General features: G+C 49.0%; 11 protein-coding genes and 1 tRNA gene. 9 read left to right on the top strand and 3 right to left on the bottom strand.

Features of this window, described 5'->3' with window-relative positions; translation table 11 throughout:
- Window positions 1–347 precede the first annotated feature (347 nt).
- The 7 genes from T538_RS0103545 to priA all read left to right on the top strand — a co-directional run bounded on the left by T538_RS0103545 (window position 348) and on the right by priA (window position 11,029).
- A complete protein-coding gene (locus tag T538_RS0103545) occupies window positions 348–1,715 on the top strand; it encodes an SGNH/GDSL hydrolase family protein (RefSeq protein ID WP_031532190.1) in 1,368 nt (455 codons plus the stop codon).
- Window positions 1,702–2,655 carry a GDSL-type esterase/lipase family protein gene (locus tag T538_RS0103540; RefSeq protein ID WP_197025745.1) on the top strand — a complete coding sequence of 318 codons (954 nt, stop codon included), beginning with the start codon at window positions 1,702–1,704 and terminating at the stop codon, window positions 2,653–2,655. Before T538_RS0103545 ends, T538_RS0103540 begins: the two co-directional genes overlap by 14 nt.
- Window positions 2,639–4,126 carry an MBOAT family O-acyltransferase gene (locus tag T538_RS0103535; protein ID WP_031532188.1) on the top strand — a complete coding sequence of 496 codons (1,488 nt, stop codon included), beginning with the start codon at window positions 2,639–2,641 and terminating at the stop codon, window positions 4,124–4,126. The genes T538_RS0103540 and T538_RS0103535 overlap by 17 nt, the downstream gene beginning before the upstream one ends.
- Before the next feature lie 119 nt (window positions 4,127–4,245).
- The gene (locus T538_RS0103530; RefSeq protein ID WP_031532187.1) at window positions 4,246–5,982 is read left to right on the top strand and encodes a hypothetical protein; all 1,737 of its coding nucleotides are present in this window, start codon (window positions 4,246–4,248) and stop codon (window positions 5,980–5,982) included.
- A 72-nt stretch (window positions 5,983–6,054) separates the two neighbouring features.
- Window positions 6,055–6,140 (top strand) — tRNA-Leu (locus T538_RS0103525).
- A 74-nt stretch (window positions 6,141–6,214) separates the two neighbouring features.
- The gene (locus T538_RS0103520) at window positions 6,215–8,560 is read left to right on the top strand and encodes a glycosyl hydrolase 115 family protein (RefSeq protein ID WP_031532186.1); all 2,346 of its coding nucleotides are present in this window, start codon (window positions 6,215–6,217) and stop codon (window positions 8,558–8,560) included.
- A 3-nt stretch (window positions 8,561–8,563) separates the two neighbouring features.
- On the top strand, window positions 8,564–11,029 hold the full coding sequence (priA, locus tag T538_RS0103515; protein WP_031532184.1) for a replication restart helicase PriA: 2,466 nt from the start codon (window positions 8,564–8,566) through the stop codon (window positions 11,027–11,029).
- A gap of 1 nt (window position 11,030) precedes the next feature.
- On the opposite strand, the gene T538_RS0103510 is transcribed toward priA, so the two are convergent.
- Window positions 11,031–13,100 (bottom strand): HD family phosphohydrolase, encoded by a 2,070-nt coding sequence (locus T538_RS0103510; protein WP_034538831.1) that lies wholly within the window; start codon window positions 13,098–13,100, stop codon window positions 11,031–11,033.
- A gap of 99 nt (window positions 13,101–13,199) precedes the next feature.
- Here T538_RS0103510 and gltX point away from each other — a divergent pair, with 99 nt between their 5' ends.
- Together gltX and T538_RS0103500 are read left to right on the top strand one after the other, a co-directional pair.
- Window positions 13,200–14,717, top strand: a complete 1,518-nt coding sequence (gltX, locus tag T538_RS0103505; protein WP_031532182.1) for a glutamate--tRNA ligase — start codon at window positions 13,200–13,202, stop codon at window positions 14,715–14,717.
- Between the two features lie 9 nt (window positions 14,718–14,726).
- The gene (locus T538_RS0103500) at window positions 14,727–15,944 is read left to right on the top strand and encodes a 3-deoxy-D-manno-octulosonic acid transferase (protein ID WP_031532180.1); all 1,218 of its coding nucleotides are present in this window, start codon (window positions 14,727–14,729) and stop codon (window positions 15,942–15,944) included.
- A gap of 91 nt (window positions 15,945–16,035) precedes the next feature.
- Here the strand turns inward: T538_RS0103500 and eno are convergent, their stop codons facing one another.
- Together eno and T538_RS18775 are read right to left on the bottom strand one after the other, a co-directional pair.
- Window positions 16,036–17,343 carry a phosphopyruvate hydratase gene (gene eno / locus T538_RS0103495; RefSeq protein WP_031532179.1) on the bottom strand — a complete coding sequence of 436 codons (1,308 nt, stop codon included), beginning with the start codon at window positions 17,341–17,343 and terminating at the stop codon, window positions 16,036–16,038.
- A 239-nt stretch (window positions 17,344–17,582) separates the two neighbouring features.
- On the bottom strand, window positions 17,583–17,781 hold a 199-nt coding region (locus T538_RS18775; RefSeq protein WP_034538829.1), incomplete at its 5' end, for a hypothetical protein.

Raw genomic sequence — 17,781 nt, 5'->3', positions numbered from 1 at the left:
GCGAATTCGGGATAAATTATACATTTCTTACCTGCATTGTTAATTGTCAACAGTGAAAGCTATTGAATTTGCATCAATATACGCATCGGCTTCCTTCCTCGAAGCTTCCCCCTTGCTATCCTCTTACTATCCCCTTACTACCCTCTACCTTGAAAGTAGCTTTTTTGCCTCTTTTCTGCATAATGATTCGTTTTCTGTCTGCATATTATTACAGACCGCGTTTTTTTGTCCCGAACTCGCGTATCTTGTTATAAGCCGCATTTCTCTTCCTTTTTCTTTTGAAAGGTGGGGCTTTTTTGGTCGTGTCGTTCCTTTTTTGTAATTTTGCCGCCGATTTTGTTAGAGGAATGAAGAATTATCTACTTCGCACGTTTTTACTCACACTCCTTGTAGTGCTGATGCTTGCAGCCTTAAGATACCTGCCCCCCATAACTATTTGTGGCACAACGCTTAGACAGGTTAATATCCTTTCGGATATATGCCCTTCGGAAGAAGAGCAAGCCGAGAAGGATACTGTTGTTTTGCCGGTGGTGAAGCCGCCGTTTGTGGCTCATTGCCGCGAGGGCGTTACCTGTATCGAGGATTTCGGCGACAGTCTCGGAACGGGAATGTTGAAATACTATCAGGCACTCGACAGCCTTCAGACGCTCGACCGCCCTGTGCGCATCGCCTATTTCGGCGATTCGTTCATCGAAGGCGATATCTTCACTGGCGATTTGCGCGCCCTCCTTCAGAAGAAATACGGCGGATGCGGAGCAAGTTATGTCGATATATTCTCTATTACCGATGGATTCAGACAGACGGTTCGCGTGTCGTCATCGGGCTGGATTGCTCATGTATTCAACGATACCACAAGGTTCGACAAGAGCCGTCAGGGCATCGACGAGCGATATTTCATTCCGCGCGAGGGCGCATACGTCAATGTGTCGGGACAAAACAGATATGCAACTCTGCTCGACACCTGCCAACGTTCTACAATATATTTCCAGACATCGGGAAACATCGTACTCACGGCAAACGTAAACGGCTCGGAATCAAAGGAATTCCTCTTTGCCCCTTCCGAAGGATTGCAGAAGGCTGAGGTGAAGGGCAAGATAGGACGCGTGCGCTGGACGGTAAATGGCGAGACAGCCTCATCTGTGTTCTACGGCGTGGCGATGGAGGGCAACAGAGGCATCTCGGTAGACTGTTTCAGTATGCGAGGACGAAGCGGCGCAACTCTCCGCAGCATTCCGCAGAACCGACTCCGCCAGTATGCCGAGCAGAGGCCTTACGACCTCATCATCATACACTACGGACTTAACGTGGCATCGAAGTTCGGCAAGGACTACGGATATTACAAAAAGGCGATGCTCAAGACCATCAAGTATCTTCAGGAAGCGTTCCCTAACTCGGGATTCCTGCTCGTGGGCGTGGGCGACCGCGGATACAAGAGCGAGAGCGGCGAGATAAAGACGATGCCGGGCGTAAAGAATCTGGTGGCATACCAGCAGCAGATTGCAGCCGAGGCTCACATTGCCTTCTGGAATCTGTTCGAGGCGATGGGCGGCGAAGGCTCGATGGCTGAACTCGTACACTCAAAGCCGTCGAAGGCAAACTACGATTACACGCACATAAACTTCAAGGGAGGACAGTATCTGTCGCACTTCCTTTACGATGCTCTTGTTGAGGGCAAATATAATTATGACAAGAGGAAGGAATATGAAAGAGAATAGAAAGATTCTGCTGCTCTTTGTGCTGTGCCTGCTCTTCGTGGGCATAGATATGGCAAAGGGCACGGAGGATATTGACGATAAAAAGACGGCGGTGAATGCTGCTGCCTTGGACAGCATCGCTGCCGACTCGGTAAACAGCGGCGCGCTGCATTTCCCGGGAATGAAGAGCAACGAGCTTATCCGCGGTGAGGAACTCGACAGTATCTTCTGCAAGATTCGCGGCGGAAAGGATATCGTTCGCATCGTTCACATTGGCGATTCGCACGTCCGGGGACATGTGTTCAGCGTGGCGGCACGGCACAGACTCGAGAAGGAATGGGGCGACAGCGCCGTTGAGGCTCAGAAAATCAGTTATCAGACAACTGCCATCGCCACCGAGACGGGCAAGCCGGGAATCGTTTACAGCGCGATAGGTCGCAACGGCGCGGTGTGTGCCCACTTCCTTAGCGGCGACTATATGTCGAGGGTTAAGGAGCTGAATCCCGATTTGGTTATCGTGTCGCTTGGAACAAACGAGAGTTACGGCTCGTTCAGCGGCGAGTCGTTCAGAAACAATCTCGACAGCCTCTGCGTTATGATTAACGACAGCTGTCCGTCTGCCAAGATAATGCTCACCACGCTGCCCGGCTCGTTCAAGCGCATAAGGGTGCGCGGCAGAAACCGCAAGGGACGTCGCCGATATTCTTCAACTCCGGTAGAGAACAAGAATACCGAGAAGGTGCGCCAGATTTGGCTCAACTATGCCGAGGAGCACAACATTGCAGTCTGGGACTTGTACGGAATTATGGGAGGCGATGCCAGCGCATGCAAAAACTGGCGAAGGGCAAAGTTCATGCGAAGCGACTTTGTTCATTACACTCACGAAGGCTATACTTATCAGGGCGAACTGATGGCTGAGGCTATTATAAAACAATATAACAAGTATGTGGCAAGACATTGATTTTAGCAAACTTTCTGCGTTGTTGCTGAACTATGACGAGAAGAACCAACTCATCTTCAGCAGCGGATTGTTCCTTTTCCTGTTTCTTGCCTTCTCTTGTGTCTACGCATTGCTGCGCAAGGCTCATACGGCGCGACTGCTGTTCGTAACGGCTTTCTCGTACTATTTTTACTACAAGAGCAGCGGCACTTACTTCCAGATTCTTGCCATCGTAACGTGCTTCGACTTTGTTATGGCACATGGCATCTACTCGTCGGGCAAGAAGTGGCAGAGGCTTCTCTTTGTATGGCTCAGCGTGCTTGTAGATATGTCGTTCCTCGTCTACTTCAAGTACACTAATTTCTTCGGAACGATATGGGCTGATATCACCGGCGGACACTTTGAAACGCTCGATATCGTGCTGCCTGTCGGAATATCATTCTTTACTTTCCAGTCGCTCAGTTACACCATCGATGTGTACAGAGGAAAGCTGAAGCCGCTCGACAGTCTGCTCGACTATGCCTTCTTCGTAAGCTTCTTCCCGCAGTTGGTTGCCGGACCTATCGTTAGGGCGAGCGATTTCATTCCGCAGATACACCGAAAGATGATTGTTACTCGTGAAACATTTGGCGAAGGATTGTTCCTGATTGTTGCCGGATTGTTCAAGAAAGCAGTCATCTGCGACTATATAAGCGTCAACTTTGTCCAGCGAATTTTCGACAACCCGTCGCTATATTCGGGCTTGGAGAATCTGCTCGGAATCTACGGTTTTGCCCTTCAGATTTACTGCGACTTTTCGGGCTACAGCGATATGGCTATCGGAATCGCTCTTCTGCTCGGATTTAACTTTCCGCAGAACTTCAACAGCCCTTACAAGAGTGCGTCGGTTGCCGAGTTCTGGCACAGATGGCACATCTCGCTGTCGAGTTGGCTGCGCGATTATGTATATATCTCGCTTGGCGGAAACCGCAAGGGCAAGTTCATGACTTACGTCAATCTGATTCTGACGATGCTTGTGGGCGGACTGTGGCATGGCGCTTCGTGGAACTTCGTGGCATGGGGAGCGATGCACGGCTTTGCCTTGGCTGCCCATCGCTTGTGGAACAACATCATGGGCTTCGGCAAGAATCATCGCTACGGATGGTTCCTTCATGCCGTGTGCGTTGTTGTTACGTTCCATTTCGTGTGTTTGGGCTGGGTTTTCTTCCGCAACACAAGTTTCGACAACTCGCTTACGATGCTCGGCCTGATTTTCAGCAACTTCAAGCCGCAGATATTTTGGCAACTTGTTCAGGGCTACTGGGGAGTGATGTCGCTCATGCTTCTGGGCTATCTGCTGCACTTCGTTCCCGACAGTTGGGTTGAGCGCAGTCAGGGCGCAGTTATCAAGATGCCGCTCGTTGCTCAGGCGTTGCTTGTGGTCGTTGTAATTTATATCGTCATTCAGATTAAGAGTAGCGACGTTCAGCCGTTTATCTACTTCCAGTTCTGATGCTAACGGGGCAGGGCAAATAGTTAAAGAATGTAAATAAATTAAAATATATTCTTGTAATTTGTTCTGCTTTAAAACTTTATTCATATTTTTGCTTCGTTTTTTATAAAAAATACCAAATGAAGAAACATATTATTTTGGCTCTCTGTGCCTGTGTGGCGCTGAATGTTATGGCTGGTGACGAAAAACACTGGACGCAGGAGAATACTGGCAACCTGAAGGCTTTGCACAAGGTTTACGAACTTATTGCAAAGAAGGAATATGTTAAGGCAGAGAAGGCTCGTATGGCTCTGAAGGAGAAACTCGATAAGCAGAATGCCAAGGATGCCGGCAAGAATATTGATTATGTAAAGAATCTGTATCCGCTCTGGGACTTGGCCGAGGTGCTTCAGCACAGCATCAAACTCGACCCGATAAAAGACCCCGACAAGGTGGTTAACTACTGTCCTCTGTGCGCTTACGAGACTTACGAGAAGGTTGTGAAGTCTAACATCTATGTAAACGAGGCGCGCGGATGGCTGGCATCAGAAAAAATAAACATGGGATTCGCCGTAATCGAGAGTCAGGTTAATGCCGCACTCATGGATTACGCCTGCACCGAGAACGATGAGGAGACTTACGGAAAGGTCTACGCCGCCCTTAAAGATACTCAGTATGCTTCCGAACTGCTCAAGAGGAAAGACAACGCAGGCTATCGCACGGCAATGAATGCCGAGTCAATTACCGGCTACGAATATTATCTTACAAACTATCCGCAGGGCGAGCACTTCAAGGAGATTCACCAGTTGCGCGACGATTTGGCTTACAAACGTGCCGACAAGTCGCCCGAGGGATTGTCTGAGTTCTTGAAGAAATATCCCGATGCCTACAACTATTCAACCGTCGAGAACGAGATGTACTTCAAGGCTCTAACCCTTTCGAAAGATACAAATACGGTGGCATCGTACACCAATTACATGAAGACATATCCTAACTCGCCATACTGTGGCGAGGCTCAGGACATTATCTACAAACTGGCTTACGACGATGCCCTGAAATCAGGTCAGGTTCGCGAACTGAAGGAATATCTTGCAAAGTATCCTAACAGTTACTACACTTCTGAGATAATGAAGCAGATTGGTTCAACCGAGTCTGAACAACTTATCAGCGAGTATGCAAGTTATCGCGACTATCTCATTTATGAGAAAGACCACGGCGGCAACGGCGACCCGAAGATTGAGCGCATCTACCGCAATCTCATCTATATGGAAAATCATGCACACCGCATGGGCTTCCGCGGATTGGTAAGATTCGTGAACGAGACTGTTGAGGCTGGCGGAAAGAAGCAGACCGTTCAGATGATTTTCAACAGCAACGGACTGATGCAGGAACGCAATCCTTCGAACGGAGCTTCTACAAAGTACAACAACTATTGGAGCAGCAACGGATGGGTTGAGCGCGGAATCGGCGCAAAGACATTCACATATACCTACAAGGACGGCTTGGTTAGTGCCCGTATCGCCGGCGGACAGAATCTGGTTTACCGCTACAACGGTCTTGCACTTGCAGGCATGAAGGAATATGTAAACAACAAACTCCAGAACGAGACGACATTCAACGAGGCTACCACTCAGCCACAGAAGATTGTCGGCCAGCAGAAGGAGATTATCAACGACTTTAACGACAAGGGCGATGTCTCAACCCAGGCCGAGAAGATAAAGGGCGTTACAAGCGTATATACTTTCGAGTACGAATACGACAAGCGCGGCAACTGGACTAAATGCGTAAAGAAGAAGGACGGAAAGGTGCTTGAGACACGAACAAGAACGATTACATACTTCAAGCGTACTGCCGACGATTCGACCTTTGAATTTTAATCTTTTTGGGCAAACAGTATTGCCGAAACGAAAGATTTTATTATATTTGCAACCGCTAATGTAAAAAAGGCTGCTCGAATGGTGGAATCGGTAGACACGAGGGACTTAAAATCCCTTGACCAGTAATGGTTGTGCGGGTTCAAGTCCCGCTTCGAGTACAAACTATAAGTAGAGGCTCTGTAGTCATTCATTGATTACGGAGCCTTTTTTAATACAAATAAACAAATCTGGTATGAAAAAACTTTCGGTACTATTTGTAATGCTGGCTGTGTCTTTTGTAGTCAAGGCTCAGGAGAGTTCAGATTTTGCTATGTACAACAGCAACCCTTCGGCTCTGTATTTCAGCAAGAACGAGCCTGAGGTGGTTCACACGGCTGTGTCGCTGTTCAAGGACGATGTTAAGGCGGTTTTCGGCAACGAACTGAAATCGGCTAACATCGCCAATGCCGATATTCTGATTGGCTCGCTCGCCAACAACGAGTGGCGCAAGTGGGCATCTTCCAACAAGATTTCAACTGATTCGCTTGCTGCCCATGCCGAGGCGTTTCTGCTGAAGGTTATTCATACATCAAAAAAGCCTCAACTCCTGATTCTTGGAAGCGACAAGCGCGGCGCGGCATACGGCGTGCTTTCATTCTCGCGGATGCTTGGTGTTTCGCCTTGGCATTGGTGGGCCGACTGCACGCCTGAGAAGAGAAGCGAGTATGTTCTCGACTCCGAATTCGAACTGTTCGACTATCCGAAAGTTGCTTACCGCGGAATATTCGTGAACGACGAGGACTGGGGCATGAATCCGTGGTCGAGCGAGAACTACGAGCCGCGTATGCGCTCGCTTAACGGCGGTAGCGAAGATATTGTAAAGGGCGAAATCGGTCCTTACACGCACGAGCGAATCTTCGAACTTCTTCTGCGCCTCAAGGCAAACACCTTCTGGCCTGCCATGCACGAGTGCTCAAAGCCTTTCTACAAGGTCGAGGGCAACCGCGAGATGGCGCGCAAGTACGGAATAATCATCAGTACAAGTCATTGCGAGCCTATGATGCGTAACACCAACGGCGAGTGGAGGCTCGACGGAAAAGGCGAGTACGACTTCATTCACAATGCCGACAACGTAAAGAGTTTCTGGCAGAAACGACTCGATGAGGTAAAGGACGACGACTGCATCTTCACACTCGGAATGCGAGGCGTTCACGACAGCGGAATGAAGGGCGCATCGTCTCTGAAAGAGCGCGTCGATGCCCTTCAGAAAATCATCGGAACGCAGCGCGATATGCTATCGTCAACTACTCACCGAAACATCGCCGACATTCCGCAGCAGTTCATTCCTTACAAGGAGGTGCTCGAATGTTATCAGAATGGACTTAAAGTTCCTGATGACGTTACTCTGATGTGGTGCGACGACAACTACGGATATATCCGCCATTTTCCTACAGCCGAGGAGCAGAAGCGAAAGGGCGGAAACGGAATCTACTATCATATAAGTTATTGGGGACGGCCTCACGACTATCTGTGGCTTGCCTCAACGCATCCCGAGATGATGCAGAGCGAGATGAACCGTGCCTACAACAGCGGCATCCGCAACACTTGGATTGTAAACGTGGGCGACATCAAGCCTGCCGAATATCTCACGTCGCTCTTCCTCGACATGGCGTGGGACATCGAGAAAGTTAACGACGAGGGCTTGAACAAACATCGTGCCGACTGGTATGCCGAGCAGGTTCATGTTACCGACCGCCGTCTTTCGGTTGTGTGGGACTTGTACTACGACCTCTGTTTCAGTTGCCGGCCAGAGTTTCTTGGCGGCACGCGCACCGAGGAGAAAGACCCGGCATGGAAGCAGATAAGAGACCTCAATATGAACGAGAAGGACATAAAAGACCGTCTGGCAAAGGTCGACAGAATGCTCCGTACGTTCGACATCGTGGAGAGCACAAGTTCGTACACAAAGAGTCCGGCTTGGTTCGAACTTGTTTCTTATCCTGTTCTTGCCGTTGCCACGATGAATCAGAAGATGCTTGGTGCGCAGATGGCACGACACGGTTTGGTAAGTTGGGACGTTCCCGAAGATGCTCAGGCCGGAATTGCTGCTTTGTGCCGCCGCTACAACAGTTTCTTGGATGGCAAGTGGAAGGGCATGATAGATTATGAGCCTCGCAATCTGCCTGTGTTCAAGCCTGTTACCCGAACAACTCTTTCAACTCCGATGCCCGAAGGCGAATCGGGCGAAGTCGTGTTCGAGTCGTACGAATCGTGCGTGGGATACAATGTCAAGAAGAATGCCACAATGTCGTTCGAGGTTGAGGCAGAGCAGGGCAAGCCGCTCACAATCGAGGTCAGGCTGCTGCCAATCCATCCGTCTGAATCTGACGGAAAACTCGAATTCAAGATTAAGTTCGAGGATTCTGAGCAGACAGCCAGCATCCGCACGCGCGACCGCGAGGAAGAGTGGAAGCAGAATGTTCTGCGCAACTATTCTTCAAAACAGTTCACATTCACGCCAAAGCAAAACGGAAAAACGTATGTTACGATAACTCCTCTGTTCGATGGTTTCAAGGTTCAGAAGATTATTGCCAGATGATAAATGCAGACATTTGTTGATGTTATAATGCCGCTTCCTCTTGCGGCAACGTTTACCTATTCGGTGCCCGACGACTTGGCATCGCAGGTGGCACGAGGAAGCAGGGTGATTGTTCCCTTCGGACGAAAGAAAATATACACCGCCATTGTTGAGAATGTGCATTTCTGCCGTCCCGAGGGCTACGAGGTAAAAGACATATACGAGGTTCTCGACTCCGAACCGATTCTTCTGCCCATCCAGTTCAAGTTTTGGAACTGGATTGCAGAATATTATCTCTGCACCAAGGGCGAGGTTTACAAGGCTGCCGTGCCGTCGGGGCTGAAACTCGAGAGCGAGACGCTCATCGAACTGAATCCCGAGTTTGTTGCCGATGCGCCTCTGCCCGAACGCGAGCAGAAGATTCTCGACCTTCTTTCGGACGGAAAGGAGAAGCCCGTAACGCTCATCGAGAAGGAACTGAAGGCGAAATCGTTGCTTGCAGTCGTGAAAAGACTTCTCGAGAAGGAGGCGGTTTTTATTCACGAGTCGGTAAAGCGCAACTACAAGCCTAAGACCGAACTTCACGTCCGCCTGTCGAATGCCGTTTCGGGCAACGAGAAGGTGCTTAACATGCAAATCGATGCCCTCAAACGCGCCCCAAAGCAGCAGATGATGCTGCTCGATTATCTTTCGCGTTCGGGCTGCCTTAACAAAGCCATTCCCGATGAGGTTAGCAAGAAAGACCTTCTTGCCAACGGAGCATCAACAGCGGCTTTCGCATCGCTGGTCGAGAAAGGCATCTTTGAAACTTATCAGTTCGAGATTGGCAGACTACGCGATTCGGACTTCAAACTCAACGACTTGCATCCGCTTAGCGAGGCGCAGCAGAATGCCTATAATGCCATTCTGGGCAGTTTTATGGAGAAGAACGTGTGTCTGTTCCACGGAGTTACATCGAGCGGAAAGACCGAAGTCTATATCCATCTCATTCAGAAGGTGCTCGAAGCCGGAAAGCAGGCTCTCTACCTCTTGCCCGAAATAGCCCTCACTACTCAGATTACCGAAAGGCTGAGGAGTGTTTTCGGCAATCGGCTTGGCATTTATCACTCAAAATATCCCGATGCCGAGCGCGTGGAAATCTGGAACAAAATGCTTTCAGAGAAGGCTTACGACATCGTCGTGGGCGTGCGCTCGTCGGTCTTTCTGCCTTTCCGCCGCCTCGGACTCGTAATTGTTGACGAGGAGCACGAGACAACCTACAAACAGCAAGACCCGGCTCCGCGTTATCATGCGCGCAATTCGGCAATCGTTCTGGCATCGATGTACGGCGCAAAAACGCTTCTCGGAACGGCAACTCCGTGTCTCGAAAGCTTCTACAACGCCGCCACGGGCAAGTACGCGTATGTCGAGCTGAACACGCGCTACAAGTCAATCCAAATGCCCGAGATAAAGGTCGTAGACATCAAGGATTTGCGCAAGCGAAAACTGATGACGGCTGCCAATCCCTTCTCTCCCGATTTGCTCGCCGCCATTCGCGAGGCACTCGAAAACAAGGAGCAGGTAATCTTGTTCCAGAACCGTCGCGGCTACGCTCCGGTGGTTGAGTGCAACACCTGCGGATGGGTTCCGCGATGCAAGAACTGCGATGTTAGTCTTACTTATCACAAGGGGCTTAACATGCTAACCTGCCATTACTGCGGATATACCTATCAGCTTCCGCAGAAATGCCCGGCTTGCGAAGGTGTGGAGATTCGCAGCATCGGCTTCGGCACGGAGAAGATTGAAGACGAGATTCAGAAGATATTTCCGGATGCGAGGGTTTCCCGAATGGATCTCGACACCACTCGCACCCGAACGGCATACGAACGCATAATCGACGATTTTCAGAATCATCGGACCGACATTCTAATCGGAACTCAGATGGTATCGAAAGGACTGGATTTCGACCGCGTGAGCGTTGTTGGCATCCTTAATGCCGACACGATGCTCAACTATCCCGATTTCAGAGCCTATGAGCGCGCCTTTCAGATGATGGCGCAGGTAGCTGGGCGTGCCGGACGCAAGCACAAGCAAGGCCGGGTATTCCTTCAGACTAAGAATGCCGACTTGCCGATAATCCGTCAGGTTGTGCGTAACGACTATGCGCAGATGTATCAGGAGCAGATGGAAGAGCGTCAGTTGTTCCACTATCCGCCGTTCTACCGCATTATAACCGTTTCGCTAAAGCATCGCCAGCCCGACACGGTCGAGGCTCTTGCGCGCGATATGGCTCAGCGGCTTCGTTCCGTTCTGGGCGAGAGAGTTCTCGGCCCGGACAAGCCAGCCGTGGCGCGCATTCAACTTCTGTATATCCGAAATATCGTAATAAAAATCGAGAACAACCTTTCTCTGAAGGCTGTCCGCGAACATCTTCTGCGCATCAGGCAGGAGGAACTGATGCAGGAATCGTTCCGCTCGGCTATAATCTATTATGATGTAGACCCTATGTAAGTTATCTGTTTCTGTTCTTTTTCTTCAGTTCGGGATAACTTACCCTAAGGTGATAGATGCTTTTCAGTTTCTCTTTCAGAACCGATTTTGTTGTGGCAATGTCCTTGAAGGTGATAGGACATTCCTTGAAGAATCCGTAGTTTGTCTGCTCGTCGATAATTCTCTCTACCAACTTACTTATGCTCTCGTCGGTATATTCCTTTAGCGAGCGCGAAGCCGCCTCAACCGAGTCTACCATCATCAGGATGGCCTGCTCTTTTGTCTGCGGATTCGGTCCCGGATAGGTAAAGTCCTTAATCTCTACGTCCTCGTCGGGATGGGCATTCTTGTAGGTTATGTAGAAGTATTTCGTAACGCCGTTTCCGTGGTGTGTGCGGATGAAATCCTTTATCACTTCCGGAATATTGTATTTGTCGGCAATTTTCAGTCCGTCTATAACGTGGTCGATAATGATTTCCGCGCTTGTGTGGCAGTCGTTCAGTTCGTCGTGCGGATTCACGCCGCCCAACTGATTTTCTGTAAAGAAGGCTGGCCGGTAGAGTTTTCCGATGTCGTGATAGAGTGCGCCCGTCCTCACAAGCTGGCTCTTTGCGCCTATGCTGTTGGCAACCGCTGCCGCAAGATTGGCAACCTGCATGGAGTGGTTGAAAGTTCCCGGAACGGCTTCTGAAAGCCTTCTGAGCACATCGTTGTTTACGTTAGACAACTCGATGAGCGTTACGTTTGACAGAAATCCGAACCATTTTTCAAGATATACGAGCAGCGGATAGGTGAGCAGCAGCAACACTCCGTTGATGATGTAGTTCTGGTACATGGCGATGTCGAGTTTTGACAAATCGTGTACCTGGATAAGTTGTATGGAGAAGAAACATACGCAGTATGTTACCACCACGAGCAAAGCCGAGCGCACAATCTGTGAGCGTTGCGACAGTTCGCGCAGCGAGTAGATGGCAACGAGTCCGGCAAGAGCCTGAACAATCACGAACTCGTATCTGTACTCAAGCATCTCGGAGCATGTGAAGATGACAATCAGATGTGTGATAAATGCCGTTCGCGAGTCGAGAAAGACCCTCAGAATGAGCGGAACCATCACGAACGGAAGCATGTTCACATTCAGAATACGGTACTTTATCATTACCGAACAAAGGAACACGAACGTAAAGATGCAGCAGGCCAGAAGAATCATGGTGCTGAGGCTTTCGAGATAGTCCTTGCGGTACATCATAAGGAAGATGTAGAAGCAGAACATCTGTATTCCGCAGAACAGAAGGTGTCCGATGAACATTATGCCTTTGTTCGTAGAACTGTCCTGTTCCGTAAGATATCTCTTGTACGACTCTACCTTGCTTGCAATCTCCTCGGTAACAATCTCTCCGCGGTCAACAATCTTCTCGCCCGACTGAACGTAGCCTCTCGCTTCGGATATGCTTGCTTCGAGATCCTTTCGGGCTTCGTCCGAGCGGATGTTGTCGTAGATGTAGTTGGCAATAATCAGGTCGTTGATGTCGAGCGACTGCATCATCGCCTTGCTAAAGTGAATCGTGTCGGAGTTTATTATGTATTCGTATGCCTTCTTTGGCGACAAGACATCCGCGCTGTTGCACGTTATGGCGTGGTTTCCGTCGGCAACCATAAATGTGTAGTAGTTGTTGCTTCTCAGCATCGACATGTCTTCGGTGCTTACGACTCCGCGCTCGTACACCGTGTTCAGCATTTTTTTTATGTGGTTGAATGTCGCTTCGGGAATCTGGTCCTTCTGTGCAAGCAGTTTGTTTATGGATTGCGATTGTGCCGACATGCTCTTCTTGAAGTACGGCTCGAAGCCAGCCATCACGCTGTCGCGCTCGCGCTTTATCACCTCGTCCGATTTGTAAACCGGAAAACTGAACGTAGCCATCAGTCTGCTCGAATGCCAAGGCTTCTTCAGTTCGTATTTCACGTTGAACATATTTTCGCGCGGCATTACGTATGCAATCAGAATTGCCGTCAGGAAGAATATTGCGTATCTTAGCAGCGGGTTTTGTGCGTCTTTCCAGTTAATAAACTGTTTATTAAGTGCGTTGACATTCATACTATATGGCTTTTATGTGCGAAAGTAATAAAATTCTGTGGTATATTGAAATAAAATGTATACTTTTGCACCTAAAAATCAAATTACATTACCATAGTTATGGCAGAAAGAAAAGTAAGAGTCCGTTTCGCTCCGAGTCCAACCGGAGCATTGCATATCGGCGGTGTGCGCACTGCCTTGTATAATTACCTGTTTGCAAAGCAGCATGGCGGCGACCTCATTTTCCGCATCGAGGACACCGATTCTAACCGTTTTGTACCGGGTGCCGAGGAATACATCATCGAGTCGTTCAAGTGGCTCGGAATCAAGTTCGACGAAGGCGTAAGTTTCGGTGGAAACTACGGTCCATATCGCCAGAGCGAGCGTCGCGACATCTACAAGAAATACGTTCAGCAACTTCTCGATGCAGGCAAGGCTTACATCGCCTTCGATACTCCCGAGGAACTTAACGCTAAACGCGAGGAAATAAAGAATTTCCAGTACGATGCTTCTACACGCATGATGATGCGCAACTCTCTTGCAATGCCAAAGGAGGAGGTTGACAAACTTATTGCCGACGGAACTCAGTACGTCGTTCGTTTCAAGATTGAGCCGGGCGAGGAGGTTCATGTCGATGACCTTATCCGCGGCGATGTTAAGATTATGAGCGACATCCTTGACGACAAGGTTCTCTACAAGAGTGCCGACGAACTTCCTACATATCATCTTGCCAACATCGTAGACGACCACCTGATGGAGGTTACTCACGTTATCCGTGGCGAGGAGTGGCTGCCAAGTGCTCCGCTTCACGTTCTTCTCTACCGTGCCTTCGGATGGGCTGATACAATGCCTCGTTTCGCACATCTTCCGTTGCTTCTTAAGCCAGACGGCAAGGGCAAGTTGAGCAAGCGCGACGGCGATCGTCTTGGCTTCCCTGTGTTCCCGCTCGAGTGGCACGACCCAAAGACTGGCGAGGTTTCTTCGGGCTATCGCGAGAGCGGTTATCTTCCAGAGGCTGTCATCAACTTCCTCGCGCTTCTCGGATGGAATCCGGGCAACGACCAGGAGATAATGACAATGGACGAGATGGTCGAGTTGTTCGACATAAGCAAGTGCAGCAAGGCTGGAGCCAAGTTCGACTATGTTAAGGGAACTTGGTTCAACCACGAATATATTCTTCACAAGACAAACGAGGAGATTGCCGCTCTCTGGGCTCCTGTCGTTGCCGAGCATGGCGTGAGCGAGAGCATCGAGCGCATCACCGAGGTTGTTGGAATGATGAAGGACCGCGTAAACTTCGTGAAGGAGCTTTGGGATTTGTGCTCATTCTTCTTCATCGCTCCGGAGACTTACGACGAGAAGACTATCAAGAAGCGTTGGAAGGAAGATTCTGCCGAGACGCTTACCAAGTTGATGGCAGTTCTCGAGCCTCTCGATGATTTCAGCATTTCTCATCAGGAAGAGGTTGTAATGAAGTGGATTGAGGACAATGGCTACAAAACCGGCGATGTGATGAACGCATGGCGTCTCACACTCGTGGGCGAGGGCAAGGGTCCGCACATGTTTGATATTTCGGCATTCCTTGGCAAAGAAGAAACTCTTAACCGAATGCGAAAGGCAATAGAGGTTCTGAAGTAATCGAAAGGAATGTATAGTTTTGTAATTTACATATATGTCATTGGCGTGCGCATAGCCTCGCTCTTCAGCAAGAAGGTAAGGCTGATGGTAAACGGCCATAGGCAGACCTTCAGGATTTTGCGTGAGCAAATAAAGAAGGACGAAAAGTACATCTGGTTTCATGCAGCCTCGCTCGGCGAGTTCGAGCAGGGCAGACCGATGATGGAGCGTGTTCGCAAGGAGCATCCTGAGTTCAAGATTCTGCTCACGTTCTTCTCTCCTTCGGGATACGAGGTGCGTAAGAACTACGATGGCGCGGATGTCATCTGCTATCTTCCGCTCGATACTCCGACAAACGTGCACCGTTTCTTCAAGTGCGTCAAGCCCGAGATGGCATTCTTCATAAAGTACGAGTTCTGGCAGAACTATCTGAAGAAGTTGCAGAAACTTGGAATCCCAACGTACAGCGTGTCGTCAATCTTCCGCAGGAATCAGGTGTTCTTCCGCTGGTATGGCGGACGCTATCACAAGGTTCTTACTCGTTTCACCCATCTTTTTGTGCAGAACGAGGAAAGCAAGCATCTGCTTGCAACCCTCGGAATAAACAACGTTACTGTGGTGGGCGATACCCGATGCGACCGCGTTATAGACATCTTCCGCGAGGCAAAGCAGTTGCCGATTGTCGAGGCGTTCAAGCAGGGGCAGAAGACGTTCGTTGTCGGAAGCTCGTGGGGACCAGACGAGGATATCTACATCCCTTACTTCAACAATCGCAAGGATGTAAAACTGATAATCGCGCCTCACGTCATAAGCGAAGACCATCTGAAAGAGATTGAAGGCAAACTTCAGATGAAGAGCATCCGTTATACCGAAGCAACGGAAGAGAATGTAAAAGATGCTCAATGTTTGATAATCAACTGCTTTGGACTGTTGTCGTCAATATACCGATATGGCGAGGTTGCTTATGTCGGCGGAGGCTTCGGCGTTGGAATCCATAATGTTCCCGAGGCTGCCGTTTACAGCATTCCGGTGATAATCGGTCCGAACAACAAGCGTTTCCAAGAGGCGCAGCATCTGCTTAAGATAGGCGGTTGCTTCGAGATAACTGATTCGGCATCGTTCCTCAGCATAATCGGAAAACTGCTCGACGATGAGGCTTTCTGTGCCGATGCTGGCGCAAAGGCTGGCAAGTACATTCGTGAGAGTGCCGGAGCAAGCGATGCTGTTTTCAAATCGGTGTTCAACTGATTCTATTAGAATAAAAAATAACAAGAGGCTCATTCGCAAATGCGTTTGAGCCTCTTGTGCTATATAAAACCTAAGTAATGAATCTGTCCGGTTATCTAATCTTTTTGTATCCGTAGCGTGCCACAGAACCGAGTTCTTCTTCGATGCGGATAAGTTGGTTGTACTTGGCCATACGGTCTGTACGCGACAAAGAACCAGTCTTAATCTGACCAGAGTTTGTTGCAACTGCGATGTCGGCAATTGTTGTATCCTCAGTCTCGCCAGAACGGTGCGAAGTAACTGTTGTATATCCGTGACGGTGAGCCATCTCAATAGCATCGAGGGTTTCAGAAAGAGAACCGATCTGGTTAACCTTGATAAGGATTGAGTTTGCAGCACCCATTGCGATACCCTTCTCAAGGAACTTAACGTTTGTAACGAACAGGTCATCGCCCACAAGTTGACAACGGTCGCCTATACGCTCTGTAAGTTTTACCCAGTTCTCCCAGTCGTTCTCGTCAAGACCATCCTCGATAGAGTCGATAGGATATTTTGTTATAAGTTGCTTCAGATAGTCAATCTGCTCCTCTGCACTCAGTTTCTTTCCGTTAGGGTCTTTCTGCTTGCCGTTCTTAAGTTGCTTGTAATCGTAGAAGTACTTGCCGTTCTCAACAACTGCAAACTCGCTTGATGCGCAGTCCATTGCAATTTTCACGTCTTTGCCCGGCTCGTAACCAGCGTCGCGAATTGCCTGACAAATAGAGTCGAGTGCATCTTCAACGCCGTCAAGAGCAGGAGCGAAACCGCCCTCATCGCCAACGGCTGTGGACAAGCCTCTCTTTTTCAGAAGTTTTGCAAGATTATGGAAGACCTCGGCACCCATGCGTACAGCCTCTCTGATAGAAGGTGCACCAACTGGGCGAATCATAAATTCCTGAAAGGCGATAGGAGCATCAGAGTGTGCGCCGCCGTTAATGATGTTCATCATAGGAACAGGAAGAGTGTAGGCGTTTGAACCGCCGATATATCGGTACAGAGGAATGTTGAGAGCCTTTGCTGCGGCCTGAGCAACGGCAAGCGATACGCCAAGAATTGCGTTTGCTCCAAGTTTGCTCTTTGTTGGCGTTCCGTCAAGGTCGAGCATCAACTGGTCGATAGCGCGCTGCTCAAACACATTTTTTCCAATCAATGCAGGGGCGATGATTTTGTTAATATTAGCCACAGCCTTCAATGTCCCTTTGCCAAGGTAGCGGCTTTTGTCTCCATCGCGAAGTTCGAGTGCTTCGTTCTCGCCGGTGCTTGCGCCAGATGGAACGGCTGCACGACCTAAAACATCATTTTCAAGAATCACATCCACCTCAACGGTTGGATTTCCACGAGAGTCGAGAATTTCCCGACCAACAATTTTCTTTATTTTCATTCTGTTAAGATATAAAAGTTATATAATATCTGTCAGTTTGCAAAAATACTCTGTGCCGGCAATCCATGCAATCACGAAAATTAGTGATTTTTTATGCCTCAGTAATCAAAATTGGCTATTCATTGGCATTTTTTTAGCCCGATAAAAGAATGAAACGATGTTCAAAAAGACTTCTGTAAAACATGAAAACCTAAGAAATAATAGAAAAAGGATTTTCTGTTTTTATTTATAAGGTGTAATTATTTTATTTGCATAAATTTTGCAATATTTTGAATTTTTCTTTCTGAAAAGTTTGGCAGTTCGGAAAAAGGCGGTATCTTTGCACTCGCTTTCGGGAACGAGGCGAGCCGCCAAGGCCAGCGACTAGTGAAGGAAAGCGAAAACAAGAAAGAGTTCATTGAAAGATTTACATAGACGAAGAAGTACAGGAGCTGTGAG

The sequence above is a fragment of the Bacteroides sp. Ga6A2 genome, from assembly GCF_000702225.1.
GTDB lineage: Bacteria > Bacteroidota > Bacteroidia > Bacteroidales > Bacteroidaceae > Ga6A1.
This window is presented reverse-complemented; position numbering and strand designations above follow the sequence as displayed.